Source organism: Paraglaciecola sp. 2405UD69-4 (assembly GCF_047525415.1).
Classification (GTDB): domain Bacteria; phylum Pseudomonadota; class Gammaproteobacteria; order Enterobacterales; family Alteromonadaceae; genus Paraglaciecola.
In genome coordinates, this window is the sequence record NZ_JBLIXM010000003.1 from 1 (window position 1) to 16,321 (window position 16,321).

At 40.9% G+C, this 16,321-nt stretch carries 13 protein-coding genes, 4 tRNA genes and 1 rRNA gene; 14 read left to right on the plus strand and 4 right to left on the minus strand.

Going from position 1 to position 16,321, the window contains the following annotated elements; genetic code table 11:
- A 5S ribosomal RNA gene (gene rrf / locus ACMUMK_RS12135) occupies nucleotides 1–116 on the plus strand.
- A gap of 483 nt (nucleotides 117–599) precedes the next feature.
- On the opposite strand, the gene ACMUMK_RS12140 is transcribed toward rrf, so the two are convergent.
- From ACMUMK_RS12140 to imuA, 3 genes are read right to left on the minus strand one after another with little or no spacing between them, the layout of a single operon-like run.
- Nucleotides 600–3,695, minus strand: a complete 3,096-nt coding sequence (locus tag ACMUMK_RS12140; protein ID WP_414701420.1) for an error-prone DNA polymerase — start codon at nucleotides 3,693–3,695, stop codon at nucleotides 600–602.
- Nucleotides 3,695–5,134, minus strand: coding sequence for a Y-family DNA polymerase (locus ACMUMK_RS12145; RefSeq protein WP_414701421.1), 1,440 nt, complete (start codon nucleotides 5,132–5,134; stop codon nucleotides 3,695–3,697). Before ACMUMK_RS12145 ends, ACMUMK_RS12140 begins: the two co-directional genes overlap by 1 nt.
- 2 nt (nucleotides 5,135–5,136) lie before the next feature.
- Nucleotides 5,137–5,829: a translesion DNA synthesis-associated protein ImuA gene (gene imuA / locus ACMUMK_RS12150; protein ID WP_414701422.1), complete on the minus strand. Its 693-nt coding sequence runs from the start codon at nucleotides 5,827–5,829 to the stop codon at nucleotides 5,137–5,139.
- A gap of 212 nt (nucleotides 5,830–6,041) precedes the next feature.
- Here imuA and murB point away from each other — a divergent pair, with 212 nt between their 5' ends.
- The 8 genes from murB to tuf all read left to right on the plus strand — a co-directional run bounded on the left by murB (nucleotide 6,042) and on the right by tuf (nucleotide 10,461).
- Nucleotides 6,042–7,040, plus strand: a complete 999-nt coding sequence (gene murB, locus ACMUMK_RS12155; protein WP_414701423.1) for a UDP-N-acetylmuramate dehydrogenase — start codon at nucleotides 6,042–6,044, stop codon at nucleotides 7,038–7,040.
- Nucleotides 7,037–8,014, plus strand: a complete 978-nt coding sequence (gene birA / locus ACMUMK_RS12160; RefSeq protein ID WP_414701424.1) for a bifunctional biotin--[acetyl-CoA-carboxylase] ligase/biotin operon repressor BirA — start codon at nucleotides 7,037–7,039, stop codon at nucleotides 8,012–8,014. Before murB ends, birA begins: the two co-directional genes overlap by 4 nt.
- The gene (locus ACMUMK_RS12165) at nucleotides 7,995–8,711 is read left to right on the plus strand and encodes a type III pantothenate kinase (RefSeq protein WP_414701425.1); all 717 of its coding nucleotides are present in this window, start codon (nucleotides 7,995–7,997) and stop codon (nucleotides 8,709–8,711) included. Before birA ends, ACMUMK_RS12165 begins: the two co-directional genes overlap by 20 nt.
- 142 nt (nucleotides 8,712–8,853) lie before the next feature.
- A tRNA-Thr gene (locus ACMUMK_RS12170) sits at nucleotides 8,854–8,929 on the plus strand.
- A gap of 7 nt (nucleotides 8,930–8,936) precedes the next feature.
- Nucleotides 8,937–9,021 (plus strand) — tRNA-Tyr (locus ACMUMK_RS12175).
- 33 nt (nucleotides 9,022–9,054) lie between these two features.
- Nucleotides 9,055–9,128 (plus strand) — tRNA-Gly (locus ACMUMK_RS12180).
- A 12-nt stretch (nucleotides 9,129–9,140) separates the two neighbouring features.
- Nucleotides 9,141–9,216: transfer RNA gene (locus ACMUMK_RS12185), tRNA-Thr, on the plus strand.
- Nucleotides 9,217–9,276: 60 nt separating this feature from the next.
- Nucleotides 9,277–10,461, plus strand: a complete 1,185-nt coding sequence (tuf, locus tag ACMUMK_RS12190) for an elongation factor Tu (protein ID WP_414699571.1) — start codon at nucleotides 9,277–9,279, stop codon at nucleotides 10,459–10,461.
- A gap of 345 nt (nucleotides 10,462–10,806) precedes the next feature.
- Here the strand turns inward: tuf and ACMUMK_RS12195 are convergent, their stop codons facing one another.
- Nucleotides 10,807–11,700, minus strand: coding sequence for a LysR substrate-binding domain-containing protein (locus ACMUMK_RS12195; protein WP_414701426.1), 894 nt, complete (start codon nucleotides 11,698–11,700; stop codon nucleotides 10,807–10,809).
- 117 nt (nucleotides 11,701–11,817) lie between these two features.
- Here ACMUMK_RS12195 and ACMUMK_RS12200 point away from each other — a divergent pair, with 117 nt between their 5' ends.
- From ACMUMK_RS12200 to ACMUMK_RS12220, 5 genes are all read left to right on the plus strand, one after another.
- Nucleotides 11,818–12,552: an SDR family oxidoreductase gene (locus ACMUMK_RS12200; RefSeq protein ID WP_414701427.1), complete on the plus strand. Its 735-nt coding sequence runs from the start codon at nucleotides 11,818–11,820 to the stop codon at nucleotides 12,550–12,552.
- 147 nt (nucleotides 12,553–12,699) lie between these two features.
- Nucleotides 12,700–13,206 (plus strand): DUF1097 domain-containing protein, encoded by a 507-nt coding sequence (locus ACMUMK_RS12205; RefSeq protein ID WP_414701428.1) that lies wholly within the window; start codon nucleotides 12,700–12,702, stop codon nucleotides 13,204–13,206.
- Nucleotides 13,207–13,433: 227 nt separating this feature from the next.
- On the plus strand, nucleotides 13,434–14,498 hold the full coding sequence (locus tag ACMUMK_RS12210; RefSeq protein WP_414701429.1) for a YHYH protein: 1,065 nt from the start codon (nucleotides 13,434–13,436) through the stop codon (nucleotides 14,496–14,498).
- A gap of 46 nt (nucleotides 14,499–14,544) precedes the next feature.
- A complete protein-coding gene (locus tag ACMUMK_RS12215; RefSeq protein WP_414701430.1) occupies nucleotides 14,545–15,126 on the plus strand; it encodes a hypothetical protein in 582 nt (193 codons plus the stop codon).
- Nucleotides 15,127–15,250: 124 nt separating this feature from the next.
- Nucleotides 15,251–16,303: an aldo/keto reductase gene (locus tag ACMUMK_RS12220; protein WP_414701431.1), complete on the plus strand. Its 1,053-nt coding sequence runs from the start codon at nucleotides 15,251–15,253 to the stop codon at nucleotides 16,301–16,303.
- The last annotated feature ends 18 nt before the right edge of the window (nucleotides 16,304–16,321 follow it).

The following is a 16,321-nucleotide window of genomic DNA, read 5'->3' on the forward strand; positions in this document are numbered from 1 at the left end:
TCTGGCGGCCATAGCGATGCGGTCCCACCTGATCCCATTCCGAACTCAGAAGTGAAACGCATTAGCGGCGATGGTAGTTTGGGGTTTCCCCATGCGAGAGTAGCACACTGCCAGACTCCTATTTAGAGAAAGGGCTATCCGTAAGGGTAGCCCTTTTTTGTTTTGCGGTGTGTTTAAGGTATTTATACACTGTTGATGTGTACGGGTAGCCCTTACTCTAAGCGAAAATGCGCATTGCTACACAGCAGTCAACCGTCACGAAGTGGATTTCCAGAGCCAAGCATAGCTTGATTCGGTCCAGTAAACCTAGAGTAGTCAAATACACATCCCATGATGATACTCACCCAAACTCATCATCCTTGGCTCGTTGAAAAATGGAGCGGAACCGTGTTCCTAGAAAGACCATTTTACCCTCCTGCGAGAGTAGACAGAATATGTTCCAGACATTTTTCTGCACTTCCACCATCCATGTAGGTCGCACGGGGTGCCCCGCACACTACTGGTAGTCAGCCCTGCAGGCTCCTATTTAAATAAAGGGGTTCACTTCTTTTTCTGGCAGTTGTTAAATGCTGGGTAGTTAAACTATTTGTGATTAAATACTAATGAAAGTTTCTTGATTTTGTATTTAAGCTTGCGAGCTTTGAGCTCAGATCTATTAATTTACCAGCTATTATGTGAGTTACACCGCCATCACCTCGCTCTAAGATCCCTTTTACTTGTAATATTTGGGATTTTAGAAATGCTTGCTTTTGTGCTCGGGCAGTATTTAACCAAACGACTATATTGATATTTCCGGTATCGTCTTCAAGTGTGATAAAAGTTACGCCCTTTGATGTACCAGGTCTTTGCCTTCCTATGACGAGCCCAATAACAGTTACATGACTCTGATGACTTTTTTGTATTAATTGATTTGCTTGTATGTAATTTGGGAGTAAGTTGGCTTCTCGTAGCAATTTAATCGGATGTATGGTGAGACTTAAGCTTGCCGCAGCGTAATCTTCTAATAAATTATCCGTAATGGTTGGAGTGGGAATGCTTTGTATACTTGAATCTTTTTGTTTAATTAATAGTGGTAAATCTGCTTCTGAGTCCATTAGCAACCAACGTGATGCATATCGGTTATTACAAATAGAATGGTAGGCATTGGCACTGGCAAGTGCTTCTAAATACTTACGAGATAGCTTGAGCTCTTTAATTTGGTTTATCTCTGTAAAACCTATTTTGGGACGGGCTTGAACTAAGGTGTGTGAATCACTAGGATTGACATTTTTAACTAGTCTAAACCCTAGCCTAATTGCCCATTGGTTATTTGTGTATTCCATCAAATGGTCATGGTTAGAATGGTTTATACACAAAGGAAGTACAGTTATTTTGTGGCGTTTAGCATCTTCTATTAATTGGGCTGCCGAGTAAAATCCCATGGGTAAGCTATTTAATAAACCTGTGTAAAAGGCCGCTGGATAATAGTATTTTAACCAACTCGACACATAAGCTAATACTGCAAAAGATGCTGAATGTGACTCAGGAAATCCATATTCACCAAATCCACATATTTGTTTATAAATACGTTCTGAGTAACTTGCTTCATATCCTCTTTGTAACATTCCTGACATGAGCTTTTCTTTAAAGTGGGTGAGTTTTCCGTTGCGCTTCCAGCTACCCATTGCGCGGCGTAACTGATCTGCTTCCCCTCCTGTAAAGCCAGCTGCTACCATAGCTATTTTAATGACTTGCTCTTGAAATATGGGTACTCCAGATGTTCTTGCCAGAATTTCTTTTAAGTCTTCTGATGGATATTTTATTAATTGGGGAGTGGCCCTGTGTTTTAAAAAAGGGTGTACCATGCCACCTTGAATTGGCCCCGGTCTAACGATAGCGATTTGAATAACTAGGTCGTAAAACTCAGCAGGTTTGAGTCTCGGTAACATACTCATTTGTGCTCTAGATTCTATTTGAAAAACGCCAACTGTGTCTGCTGCTTGGATCATTTTATATACTTGTTGATCATCGCCTAAAGCGGTTATATCAGCAATCCTGTATAAGTGTTGGTAATGCTGCTGGATGAGTGAGAAAGTTTTTCGAATTGCGGTTAGCATTCCAAGGGCGAGTACATCTACTTTGAGTAATCCTAAACTCTCTAAATCATCCTTGTCCCATTGGATTACGCTGCGCTCTGCCATTGCTGCATTTTCAATGGGAACTAAGTGGTAGAGCGGGCCTTGTGATATGACAAAGCCTCCAACATGTTGTGACAAATGACGTGGAAAGCCTTTTATTTCTTCTACTAAATTGCTGAAGAGCTGCCCCTTGCTAGAGTCTTTGTCAAAGCCAAGCTCACTTATTTGCCCTTGCCACCCTAATTCACTATCTCTGTGATTGATGTTTTTTATAAAAAAATCTAGTTGATGCTCACTTATTCCTAGTGCTTTCCCTACATCTCTAATTGCACTTTTGTGGCGATAAGTAATAACCGTAGCTGCAATAGCAGTACGCTCTCGCCCATACTTTTTATAAATATATTGAATGATTTCTTCACGTCTTTCATGCTCAAAGTCTACGTCTATATCTGGGTGTTCTTTACGCTCTTTGGATATGAATCTTTCGAATAAAACTGATATTTGCCGCGGGTCTACAGCGGTAATCTGTAAACAATAACAGACTACTGAGTTAGCGGCAGATCCCCTTCCTTGATATAAAATATTATGTTTTTGTGCAAACTGCACAACATCATAAATAGTTAGAAAAAAATACTCATATTGTAATTCTTTTATCAGCTTTAATTCTTTGGCTATGATCCTTTTAATAGCAAAAGTGAGTCTTGCACCGCTCGAAAAGCGAATTGCCATTCCTTGGATCACTAGCTGTCTTAGATAGTCGGTTGCGGTTTTGCCTTTTGGAACTAACTCGCTAGGGTATTCGTATTTCAATTCACTTAAATTAAAGTCACAGAAACTAGCGATGCGTACACTTTCAGCAAGCCAATCGGCTTGATATAGATGTTTAAGTTTGTTTAAAGGTCGTAGATAACGTTCACTATTAGGAAAAAGCTGACGTCCTAGCTGACTAATGGGTTTGCCTTTTCGAATAGCAGTGAGAGTGTGCTGTAATGGGAGCCGCTGGGTATTGTGCATAAGGACTCCACCACAAGCACAAATTTTTAGTTTATAGATATCGCTAAGTTGTTTGATATGATTTAAATAGCGGTTTTCATTGGCAATTAAATGCCTTTGATACCCTAGCCAAACCTTGCTGTTGTAATACTTTGCTAACCATTTTCCCCAGTGCTCGTCAGTTTTTGAGTTGCCAGTGGGTAGCCATATCATCAAGCAGTGTTTGATCCCCCGCAAGTCCCACTCGTCTAGTTTGTACTCCCCTTTAGGCATACGCTTACGTGCATTGGTAATGGTTCTACATAGCTCAGCGTAAGCTAGCCGGTTTGGGCACAATAATATAAATTTAAGACTAGGTTCAAATCGAAAAAGACTCCCTACGATAAGTTTGATATTGAGCTTATGCACTTGTATTTCAGTATATGCTCTAACTATGCCCGCTACCGAGCATTCATCGGTAATAGCTAACGCTTGGTATTTCAAAAAGCTTGCTTGCGCTATTAGCTCCTGTGGGTGAGACGCGCCATATAAAAAGCTAAAGTTACTTTGACAGAATAATTCGGCGTATTGGAGCGGAGCTGACATTAACTAAACACACCATGCAAATACCACTTGTTATGAGGTGTTTTAAATACCCAGTACCATTGGCCTAGAGCATTATATGCAATGAAGTAATCGCGGATGATAAATTCAGAGTCCCACCAACCTGTTTCAATGCGCTCTGGCCCTGATGCTAAATGGACTTTCTCTTGCAGGGGCTGGGGCGGTGTTAATAAAAAGCTAGGGCGAAGGGCAAAAAGAGGAAAGTCAGCAGCAGCCTTTGTGTTTGTTTGATTTAATAATGTTGTGCGTTCTGGGCGGTAATCATCGGCCAATTGGGGAGTTAAAATGGCTTCTTTTCCTAATTTGGCTTGAAGTATAGATCTCAGCTGCAGAGGGGATAACGAGCCTTGCTTACCTGCAAATAAATCTTGTTTATCAGGTCGCCTTACATAGGTTGTTGGAGCGATCAGCTGAATGGCAAAAATAGGGCTTTCTAAGCTTATGTTTTCCAGCTTCAAAAAGAGCAGATCTTCCCAGTGTTTAGCTAAATACTCACCTTGCTGAGAGTTAACTTCTAACTTAATGGGATTATGCTCCCTTTGACTTAAGTAAACCTTTAAGCTTTGAGTTAAAAGGTCACGTTCTTTTAGAAATAGCTCTAACTTCGCGAGTAACTGGAGCAGCGGCTTTTGTAGTATTTGTATGCTCTGTACATCAAATAGCAATTCAATAATTTGGTCAAAATATGGCTTTGGATGAAAAAAGTTAACAGGATGAGATAGCTCTGCTGTTAACCGGCCAATATAAGTCACTATGTCAATTTCAAACCGTTTGGCAATATCAGCAAGGGGCAGTTTGAGTAAGCCTTCTACATCATGAATGCCAACGCGGTTTAACTTTTGTATTGATTTAGGTGAAAGTTCAGTATGTTGTAATGTGCATTTGGACATGGCTTGTTCGATATGTATTTTACTATCTGTTATGCGATCCCAAGCTTTAACAGCCAATAGTTTAGCTGCTAAAGGTGAGTGTCCGGTCGCATAATGAAAATGAACATTTTGAGTGAGTAAAATATGTTTAATATGCTGCCAATAAGTGACTAAGTCACCGTATAGATTCAACATATTGTGTACCCTTAATAAGAGTCCATTGTGACTAAAAAAACAAATATCACTGGTGGCCAAATATAAATTTTGAGCAATATTATTTAGCCTGTTTTTGGTTATATTTTCTTGGTAAGGAATAACCTGTAAATCAGCCTTTAACATAGATGCAGTACCTAAACCCATGCCTAAGCGGATACCTGCTTGATATGCAGCCTCGTTCAGTTGGCATGTTTGGTTTTTTGCTTCATCAAAGATGATATAAGCTTGTTTGTGAATATCTGTATCAGAACTTTGCTGTAATAGTGTGTCCAGTTGTAAGCTAGGAAAATATAAGTACAGCCAGAGCTTCTGCATTACACAAGGTGGGCGAGTCATGATTAGCCCACCTGCGATGCTCGAAGGGGAAAGGTGAGCACATTGCTTTGTTTGGGCTGGCAGATCTCTGGCCAGTAGTGGTGCATATTGACAGTAAATGCTTTTTTGGAAAAGGCGCCTTTACGTTTAGTAATTCGGGCGTTTACTCCGGCTTTATCTGGGCTTAACTGTAACCCTAAGCTTACCGGCAAAGAAATTTGCTCTTGTTTAGGTTCACGGATTATAAACAGGAGGCAGTGACCTTTTTCAGCAGCTAATTGTAAACGCTTAGTTTGTGCTACTGATAAGCTGCTATGCCATATTACTACACTGTGGCAACAGCCACTTTTTAGGCTTTGCTCAGCGCTCCATAGAACGTCCCGTTCGGAGTTAGGCCTAATGAGCATTATACGCTCAATAGATAACCCAAATTCTGCCCACATTTCTGCATTGATATCCATGGGAGGAGCGATAAGTGTGGTTAATTCAGTCGTATTTTGTTGTTGCCTAAGGAGAATACTAGGTAGCAGTAAACGCAATTCTCCTATACCAAGGAGGCTACGAATATCAATTACGCCATGTTCAGGAAACCCTCCTTGCAAAGCGTTATCGAGCTCCTGATAACCGGTATGTAGTTCGTTTTGGATATCATGGTACGCATGGTTTGCTTGCCAGAGCAAATTCTTATTTTTAAGGTAGCGGATAGTCGGGTGCATTGATTATTTACAAATTTAATACTGTATAAATAAACAGTATATTGACCAAAAATATATATGCAAGTTTTCGCTTTTAAAAATTAGGCGAACTCTGAATAGGAGTAAAAGTGCTGTTATGAAATCGGTTGCTTGGGGGAGATTATGTTTCTTTTACTAGTAATTAGTCGCTTCTCGATTAAAATAGTCACAAATTCCTCAGCCCCTAGATGTAAGTGCACTCTTTAACTTCCCTTCACACATTTGGATTATCAAGTTCCGGTAATAATATTATTTCGATAGATTCATTCGATACGCTGAAAAAACAATTTACGAATTTACCAGCTACGCCATTCTGTATTCTGGGAGGAGGAAGCAATACTGTTTTTTTAGATGATTACCAAGGCACTGTTTTTAAAATTGCGCTGCAAGGAATACAAATAGAAGAATCAGACTTTGAATATTTAGTAACGGCTGCTGCGGGTGAAAATTGGCATCAACTGGTTTCATCTTGCATGCAGCAAGGTATACATGGGTTAGAAAATCTAGCTTTAATTCCTGGAACCGTAGGGGCCGCACCCATTCAAAATATTGGAGCTTATGGAGTAGAGATTGAAAGCTTTATTCGTAGAGTGGACTATTTTGATTTAGATTCCCACTGCATAAAAAGCCTAAGTCATGACGACTGCCTATTTGGTTATCGAGATAGTATTTTTAAATCGCAACTCGCAGGTCAGTTTGTTATTACACAGGTGGTTTTAGCATTGCCTAAAAATTGGGTGGCAGTTACTCAGTACGGTGAATTGCGAAACTTAACCTCGCCTACCCCTGAAGATATTTTCAATAAAGTGGTGGCAGTACGAAAAAGTAAACTACCTGACCCTATGCAAATAGGTAATGCAGGTAGCTTCTTTAAAAACCCTATTATTGATAAAAGCTTATTTACGCAGTTACAACAAGAGTGGCCTGAAATACCCAGTTATCCAGTTAATGCAAGTAAGGTGAAGGTGCCAGCTGCATGGTTAATTGATAGGTTAGGTTTTAAAGGCAAAAAGAATGGCGGCATAGGTTGTCACCCTAACCAAGCTCTAGTGTTGTTTAACGATGGAGCTGGAACGGGGGAGCAATTGTTGCAGTTTGCCAGAGGTATTAAAGCTGCCGTCAATAAAACTTTCTCAATTGACTTAGAAAATGAAGTAAGGCTGATGGATAAGCAAGGGTTAGTGTCATTATGAGTAAAACCGTTGATGAAGTACGTAGTACCTTACTATCGGTTTTAGCGACCGGAGAGTTTCATTCTGGTGAGGCTTTAGGTAAAGCATTAAATCTTAGTAGAGCTTCTATATCTAACCATATAAAAGCATTAACAGCCCTTGGTTTAGATATCTACAGTGTAACAGGCAAAGGTTATTGCTTAGCTAGCCCATTAAACTTTCTTACCCTGAAAGAAATATCAACTCACCTACCTACAGGCTATTCAGCACCTATTGAAGTTCTTAATGTGATAGGTTCAACAAACCAATACATCAAAGAAAAGTTTGATGACTTAGAAAATGGTCATGCTTGTCTTGCAGAAGCACAAACTGCTGGCAGAGGTCGACATGGACGTAAATGGGTATCTCCGTACGGCAGTAGTTTGTATTTATCTATGTACTGGCATTTTACTGGAGGGTATGCAGCTCTTGGTGGCTTGAGTTTGGCTGTGGGAGTTGCGGTGGCTAAAGCATTAGCGTTAAGTGGTGTTGACGGCATTAAATTGAAATGGCCGAATGACGTTTACGGCTTAGGTAAAAAGCTTGCCGGTGTGTTAATAGAAGTTGAAGGGCAAATGGGACTAGGTTGCCAAACAGTTATAGGCATAGGTCTAAATATATCACTACCCAAAAATGTAAAAGAAATAGATCAACCATGGATTGATTTAGCGCAACTTACTGACAATCCACTAGAACGAAATCAATTGGCAGCCAATTTACTATCAACCCTCACCGATACTCTAAATACATTTGAGCGTGATGGTTTAGCTCCATTTATTGACGATTGGCGCAGCAAAGATGTGTATGCCAACCAAGCAGTTAAGTTACTTGTTGGTAAACAAACTATCTTTGGCGTAAGCCGAGGGATAAATGAAAGTGGTGCTATTTTATTGGAGACAGAGCAAGGCTTAAAGGCTTATCACGGTGGAGAAGTTAGTGTCAGACCAGTTTCATAGTTTGCTAGTAGACATAGGTAATAGCAGGATTAAGTTTGCCTATGAAGACGATTTAACCACAGTAAGGGTTTGCGATTCAATTGCTGACTTAGCTCCCTATTTAAAGCAAGTATCAAAAATTTGGTTGTCTTGTGTTGGGCAAGCATCACAGGTGGAGCAACTAGAAGCGTTAACCCTACCTTTAGGCATAGAATTACACATAGCTACCACTCAAAAGCAGGCTCACGGCTTAACTTTTGCGTACCATGATATGTCGACTATGGGGGTGGATCGTTGGCTAGCCATGATTGCTGCTAAAGAAAAAAGCAGCAAACCTGTCGCTGTTTTGAGTTTAGGTACGGCGAATACTTGCGATATTTTATCTGATCAAGAGCATTTAGGTGGTTGGATAGCCCCTGGTTTTTCACTTATGAAAGAAAGCTTACAGAGTAAAACGGCGCAAGTTTTTGCTGATAGTCAGATACCAACAGAATTAGCTTTAGGAGATACGACCCAAGATTGTGTCAATTTAGGGTCTTTAGCACAGCAACAAGGGTTTGTTTTGATGGCAAATAATTACCTTAATTCACGCTTTAGTGACTATGAAATTTTTATTACAGGCGGTGCTAGCTCATTAGTTGAACAGTTAAAATTACCTAAGGTTACTTTCTTTGAAAATTTAGTTTTACTTGGATTAAATATTCTTAGTAAAAAATAGCCCTTTACTCACAGAAAACTGGCTGCAAATTGAGCAGTTAGGCCTAAAATCAAGCAAACAACATAAAAAATGCATTTTTTTGTAAATTCCCTATTGCACACCCCGAAATCTTACTCTAGAATCCGCACCCACTTGATGCAGTGCCGACTTAGCTCAGTTGGTAGAGCAACTGACTTGTAATCAGTAGGTCACCAGTTCGACTCCGGTAGTCGGCACCATCAATCTGGAGGGGTTCCCGAGTGGTCAAAGGGATCAGACTGTAAATCTGACGGCTCAGCCTTCGCAGGTTCAAATCCTGCCCCCTCCACCACTTTTTGCTTGATATGGTATGAGAGCAAGTTGTGCGGACGTCGTATAGTGGTAATACCTTAGCCTTCCAAGCTAATGCTGCGAGTTCGATTCTCGCCGTCCGCTCCATTTTTGTGAAATGCTGATATGGCTCAGTTGGTAGAGCGCACCCTTGGTAAGGGTGAGGTCGGCAGTTCGAATCTGCCTATCAGCACCACATGTCTCTCCCCATCTCAATAAAAAATCAATTTTAATGTACTTTGCTGGGGAATAGACAATGGCAAAAGAAAAGTTTGAACGTACTAAACCGCATGTAAACGTAGGTACTATCGGCCACGTTGACCACGGTAAAACCACATTAACAGCTGCAATCACAACTGTATTGGCAAAAACTTACGGTGGCGATGCATCTGCATTTGATCAAATCGATAACGCTCCAGAAGAGCGTGAGCGTGGTATCACAATTTCAACGTCTCACGTTGAATATGATACTCCAACACGTCACTATGCCCACGTAGATTGTCCTGGTCACGCCGATTATGTTAAAAACATGATCACTGGTGCTGCTCAAATGGACGGCGCAATCCTAGTTGTTGCAGCTACAGATGGTCCTATGCCACAAACACGTGAGCACATCTTGTTAGGCCGTCAGGTTGGCGTACCTTACATGGTTGTTTTCATGAACAAATGTGACATGGTAGACGACGAAGAATTACTAGAATTAGTAGAAATGGAAGTACGTGAATTACTTTCAGAATACGAATTCCCAGGTGACGACTTACCAGTAATCCAAGGTTCTGCTCTTAAAGCTCTTGAAGGCGAAGCAGAATGGGAAGCGAAGATTGTTGAACTAGCAGAAGCGCTAGATTCATACATCCCAGAGCCAGAGCGTGACGTTGACAAGCCTTTCCTACTTCCAATTGAAGATGTGTTCTCAATTTCAGGTCGTGGTACGGTTGTAACAGGTCGTGTTGAGCGTGGAATTTTACGCACAGGTGACGAAGTAGAAATCGTAGGTATCAAAGAGACAACTAAGTCAACTTGTACTGGTGTAGAGATGTTCCGTAAGCTTCTTGACGAAGGTCGTGCTGGAGAGAACGTTGGTGCGTTGTTACGTGGTACTAAGCGTGAAGACGTAGAGCGTGGTCAAGTATTAGCTAAGCCAGGTTCAATCAACCCACACACTAACTTCGAAGCAGAAGTATATGTATTGTCTAAAGATGAAGGTGGCCGTCATACTCCATTCTTCAAAGGCTACCGTCCACAGTTCTACTTCCGTACAACTGACGTAACAGGTGCAGTAGAGCTTCCTGAAGGCGTAGAAATGGTAATGCCAGGTGACAACCTTAAGTTCAAAGTAGAGCTTATCAACCCAATCGCGATGGACGAAGGTTTACGCTTCGCAATCCGTGAAGGTGGCCGTACAGTAGGTGCGGGTGTTGTTGCTAAGATTTTAGACTAGTTCTAAATTAAGCAATTCAAGAAAGGTCACTTAGGTGGCCTTTTTTATTGCCCGTAGCTTCTGTAGGGTACCCTGAATGGATACCTCCGTGACTATTTTCCGGAGGGCCGGCCCGTCGAAACAAAATAGAACATGCGCAGCATGGCCCGAAGGGTGTAACACATGGATGTGTGAAGTATTAATATTTAGTTTTTGATTGAAAAAGGCTCCTTCGGGAGCCTTTTTTGTGTCTGGATATAAATAATCTTTGGGGGGCTATTCTTAATAGAAGGTTTAAAGTCGCCCTAGATAATTAAGTTACTAAGTTAAATAACCTAGCAGCTTTAATAGCTTATTGCTGAAAAGCTAAACCTCATAGTTACGAAAACGCAAAGTTAGCCACTCTATAAAAACGCGGGTTCTTGATGATAAGTGTTTTTTACTTGGATATAAGACTGATACTGGCATTGATGGCGGAGGAAAGTTCGTTAGCACTTCTATCAATTTACCTGCCTCTAGTTCTTGGCCAATTCGATAGCGCGGCACTTGTATTAATCCCAGTCCTGCCAATGCTGAGCCAGTGTATAAGTCGGCACCCGCTACCGTAATCGATGTGTTCATTTCAAAGCTGAAGAGATCTTTACTGGATATAAAGTCCAGTGATGTTGGCTTTGATTTTGTATCTAACGAGTATCCTATTGCTTTATGGTGCTTTAGCTCTGCTAAGGAGTTGGGTGTGCCATATTTTTCTAAATAATATGGACTGGCAACTGTCGCTTGGGTTAATGATGTAAGCCGTCTGCCTATTAGGCTAGAGTCACTTAATTCACCTGCTCGTAACACACAGTCTACTCCCTCATTTATCAAGTCTATTTGTCTGTCATCTTCTGCAACATGCATGGATATTTCAGGGTATTGTGTAAGAAATGTATCTAGATAGGGCACAACAAAGTGTTTTGCTAAGGTACCTTGTAAGTTGACCCTTAATAGTCCCTTTGGGCTGGAGCTTAAAAAAAGGTTTTCCATTTCGTCTAGTTCAGAGAGCAAATTTGCGCAACGTGTAAAGAAGCGCGCTCCATCAGGTGTTAGGTTAACTTGGCGAGTAGTGCGCTCTATTAGGCGTGTGTTTAACCTTTTTTCAAGACGTTTGAGTAGGTTCGTAACTGTGGATTTAGGGAGCAATAAATCTTCAGCTGCCAGCGTGAAGCTTTTTCGTTCGGCTATCCTAATAAAGACTTTCATCTCATCAAAACGATCCATAAGCGCCCCGTTGTTGTAGTAAATGGAATAGTGTTTTCAATTTTTGCATGATTATTAATAGAAATAAATAAATCATAATAACTCTCGAATTCAGTACTTTAATAAGAGGGTTTAATTATGTGTAAAACGAAGGTTGCTTTAGTTACAGGTGCTTCTAAAGGTATCGGTGCGAGTATCGCTTTGAGATTGGCTGATGATGGGTATGCCATTGCGGTAAATTATTCAAGGGATGTAAAGGCCGCAGAAAGCCTAGTGACTAAGCTAATTGATAATGGCGTAAAAGCGATATCTGTAAAGTGTGATGTGGCAAATGCTACAGAGGTTGAAATCATGTTCACTGCTATTGAAAGCAGACTTGGTAAGCTTGATATATTGGTAAACAATGCTGGGATCATGAAACTGGCCTTAATTGCTGATAGCAGTGAGCAACTATTTGATAGCCAAATAGAGACAAATTTAAAAGGAACATTTAATACTCTTCGTCAAGCTTCAAAGCGCTTAGCTGACGGCGGAAGAATAATCAATATATCGACAAGCGTTCTTGGTCTTAGGTTAGAAACTTACGGTGTATATGCAGCAACCAAGGCTGCTGTAGAGTCGTTAACAGCCACGCTTTCTAAAGAGTTAAGAGGGCGCTCAATTACGGTGAATGCTGTTGCCCCTGGCCCAACTGCTACAGAATTGTTTTTCTCAAATAAACCTCCTGAATTAATAGAACGAATGTCAAAAATGAGCCCATTAGAAAGACTGGGCAGTCCTGAGGATATTGCCCATGCAGTGTCGTTTCTTGCAAGTGAAGAAGGCGGGTGGATTAACGGGCAGGTACTTAGGGCTAATGGCGGAGTCATATAAAAACGTCTGCCATAGTGTGCGCTCAGTTCCCATCAATCTATTTGCTATAAAGCATTGAACATAGAGTGGTTCGTAAACCTGCACACAGCTTCTATGGGAGCTTGATATGAAGTGCTCTTAACTTTTTAATTTGATATAGGAATACTTATGACTCGTTATATACATAATTCCATTTTATCCCTCGGGTACAGTAAAGATACGCTAATTGCAGCCATAGTAGCCGCACTTGCGGCTATGTTAACTGTAACTTTCGGTGTTGCTCCTTGGGTGATGTTTATCGGTTGGATTGCATTTTTCACTAATCCCTCGAGTTTCAGTCATGGGCTTAAAAGTGCATTGTGCGTATCTTTAGGCGTTATCTTAGGGGCTGTCGCACACCTATGTATTGGGCCGCTATCTTCTTACATTGGCAGTGCTTCACTGGGCTTGGTGGTATTTGTTGTCGCTATTATTGTCATTACATTAAGAGACGTGCCAGTCATAAACAATATAGTGGCGTGGTTTTTAGGATTAGTTACTTTTTTTGCAATCCATGTTGAAGCTAGTATTAGTGTGATATTACAGCTGGTTATAACTGTTATTTTCGGTACGTTGGCAGGCTTCTTGGCTTCGCTGCTGCAACAAAAATTACTTATAAGTAAGGAGAATTATTGAAGCTTATTCTTATTAAGGCGTAGGCCAGCAAAGGTAACAATATTGTCTTGATTATAAGGCTATTATCTGGCTGCTTCACTTAGGTAAGCAGCTTAGTGCTTAGTGTATAAATTGGTAGTTTCTAAGCCCTAAATGTGTAAAGAATAAGAAGAGTGAGTCTCTGCTCTTTTTAAGTCAAATTTAGCTGGTACGCTGCTTATTCGAATATAGAAAGGGTGTATCAATACATGTTTAAATCAAAGTCTATTCCTACCTTAATGCTATTTTCAGGTTTGATGAGCTGTGGAAGCTCAGATACAACCAATACTGTAGTGGCAGATGATACGTCAGAGTCTGATACGGTAGAGGTAAGTGAGGGGTATTATGATGCTGATATGTTTACTGTGTTGCCTTTGTCAGAAGATACCGTTAGCTGTACTCTAGAAAATGGTACTAGCACCACTTGCTATGAGCTTACCTTTGCGGCCAATACTGTTGGAGATACCGAAGGTGAAGGGACAATAGGGCCATACTGCCCAGATAGTATAACTACTCCTAGGAATGAGGCTGGACTTGGCGTATATGATGGAGCGACTAATCCTGGGTTTCAATCATTGGTAGACGCCGCACAAGGTATGGACGCTGATGGTTACGATATTATTGACGAGGATGGCAATATTCGTTCCGGCGGTGGCGGGGCATATAGCTACTGCCTATCCATGCCATTTGATTCTAGTTTGACAATCACCTATTTAATTCCCACTTCGCCTGAGTTCCGTTCTGAAGCATATTACATAGAAACCGTAGGGAGTATTGGTGTGGGGATTAATGGTATTCCCATTAAAGGTGATCCCCCTAGTGTCACCACAGCTGAAGCTGGTATAGGTGGAACAGGTAGTGGAAACATTCCTGCATTGGACCATTGTGGTGGTCATGCTGATCCCGCTGGTTATTATCATTGGCATTTTATTCCCCAGTCTATTAATACCGTTTTTGAATCACAGGAGTATGACTTTACTGATTTGTATGGCATTAGCTGTACTAACTTTCATATAGAGTACGAAGACCCAACTGCATTTGCAGGTTTAGCGAAAGATGGCTTTCCTATTTATGGAGCCTATGACGATCTCGATTCTATAAGTACAGTTCCTAGTGAGAGCGCGGAGGTCGATGAATGTAATGGCCACACACACGCTACACCTGAGTTTCCTGATGGTGTATACCATTATCATGCATTAGAAACTGGTGCGCCTAATGTGCCGGTTTGTTTAATGGGAAGCTTTGTAGATAGAAACGACTTTACTGTTCAGTAGCTTTAATGAAGTTTAGCTACTTCTGTTTGATATAAGGGGTATATCTATGTGTATTGCTATTCGTTTCTGTCTCTTATTAGGCAGTATACTACTGACCCCACTAGCTGTGGCTCACGATAGTAACATCGCCACATTTCAGGTTAGACACATAGGGCCTGATAGATGGGTATATGAAATCATGGCTCCTCTAGCAGCTTTAGATATGTCATTACGAGCTGAGTTAGAGACTGGCTCTACGGTAGCGGATTTGAGTTTAGATGATCCCGTCTATAAAAAAGCATTAGTTAAGCACCTTAAAAAAGGCTTCAATATGAATGCTTTAACAAATCCATTAGAGGGAGGGGAGTTTGAGCACCTTGCTACACTGAGTTTAGGGGCGGGTAGAATAAAACTCGAACCTCACCTGAGTGTCTTAATATTTGACATTAAAAATATGCCAAGCGCTCCCGACGCTTTGAAGTTTCATATTAGTAGTATGTCGCAAAATCCATCACAGCTTAATCTTTTGAGGTTAATCGAAGGGCAGCGTACTAAAAAATACATACTAAACCATAACAATAACTTTTCAGGTTTAGACAAAGGCTTTTTTACTGCTGAAGCTACTCAAACCATTAATGTGGCCTCTTAGCTATTGCTTTTGGATATAGGCTCCTAAATTTGTTCTTTATTTTTCACTACACACTGCTCTGTTCGAATATGTTATAAAATGCACCTTAAGAGTTTGTTACCATTGAGAAAACAGAGGAGGTGTTATGCAATATTCAAAACTAGGTCGCAGTGGTGTAGAAGTATCAAGAGTGTGTCTTGGGAGTATGACGTGGGGAATTCAAAATACCCAACAAGAGGCGGACAAACAAATTGAGTACGCCTTGGATCAAGGTATCAATTTTATTGATACAGCAGAACTTTATCCTGTCCCTCCTTCTGGGGACAAGTACGGCGATACTGAGCGAATTATTGGAAATTGGTTAGCTGCAAACGGCTCTCGTAGAAAAGACATTATACTTGCTAGTAAGATTGCAGGACCTGGCTTGTCTTACATTCGTGATGGTCAAAAAATTACGGGTGAAAGTGTTATTCAAGCCGTTGATGCATCGTTACAACGCTTGCAAACTGATTATATTGATTTATTCCAATTACACTGGCCAAATCGAGTTTCCCCTCATTTCGCAAAGCATTGGCCAGGGCAAGTGACTTTCTCTAAAGCTAGTGCAAGCAAAGAAACCCAGCAGATGTTAGAGATACTGCAAGCGTTAGACGATTGTGTTAAAGCTGGGAAAATACGTTTTTGTGGTTTGTCTGATGACACCCCTTGGGGCATTAATACCTACCTTAAGTTGAGTGATCAATACGCTTTACCTCGCATGGTATCTATTCAAAATGAGTTTAGTTTACTGCATGCTAAAGATTGGCCGTATTTGATAGAAAACTGTATTCAAGAAGATGTGGCATATTTACCATGGTCACCTTTAGCTGGTGGCGCGTTAAGTGGTAAATATTTAAATAATCAAAGACCGCAAGGTAGCCGTTGGACGTTAGAACAAAGAAACGGAATATTTAGAGATACAGCGGCAACCCATGCTGCTACCGCTAAGTATGTCGATATCGCAAAAGCCCATCAACTTAATCCTGCACAATTAGCCTTAGCATGGTGTGACCAAGTTGATGGCGTAACATCTACCATAATTGGTGCAACTAATATGCAGCAGTTAGCTGATAATATTCAAGCCTTCAGCACCCCGTTAGCTGAGGATGTCCTTGATGCAATTGCAGGTGTGTTCAAAGAATACCCTGTGCCTTTTTAATCCATTGTTCTTGTGATT

Coding starts and splice junctions, on each gene's coding strand:
- ACMUMK_RS12205 (WP_414701428.1), top strand. CDS start 12,700: ATGACTCGTTATATACATAATTCCATTTTATCCCTCGGGTACAGTAAA.
- tuf (WP_414699571.1), top strand. CDS start 9,277: ATGGCAAAAGAAAAGTTTGAACGTACTAAACCGCATGTAAACGTAGGT.
- imuA (WP_414701422.1), bottom strand. CDS start 5,829: ATGCACCCGACTATCCGCTACCTTAAAAATAAGAATTTGCTCTGGCAA.
- ACMUMK_RS12145 (WP_414701421.1), bottom strand. CDS start 5,134: ATGACTCGCCCACCTTGTGTAATGCAGAAGCTCTGGCTGTACTTATAT.
- ACMUMK_RS12220 (WP_414701431.1), top strand. CDS start 15,251: ATGCAATATTCAAAACTAGGTCGCAGTGGTGTAGAAGTATCAAGAGTG.
- ACMUMK_RS12210 (WP_414701429.1), top strand. CDS start 13,434: ATGTTTAAATCAAAGTCTATTCCTACCTTAATGCTATTTTCAGGTTTG.
- ACMUMK_RS12215 (WP_414701430.1), top strand. CDS start 14,545: ATGTGTATTGCTATTCGTTTCTGTCTCTTATTAGGCAGTATACTACTG.
- ACMUMK_RS12195 (WP_414701426.1), bottom strand. CDS start 11,700: ATGGATCGTTTTGATGAGATGAAAGTCTTTATTAGGATAGCCGAACGA.
- ACMUMK_RS12140 (WP_414701420.1), bottom strand. CDS start 3,695: ATGTCAGCTCCGCTCCAATACGCCGAATTATTCTGTCAAAGTAACTTT.
- ACMUMK_RS12200 (WP_414701427.1), top strand. CDS start 11,818: ATGTGTAAAACGAAGGTTGCTTTAGTTACAGGTGCTTCTAAAGGTATC.
- birA (WP_414701424.1), top strand. CDS start 7,037: ATGAGTAAAACCGTTGATGAAGTACGTAGTACCTTACTATCGGTTTTA.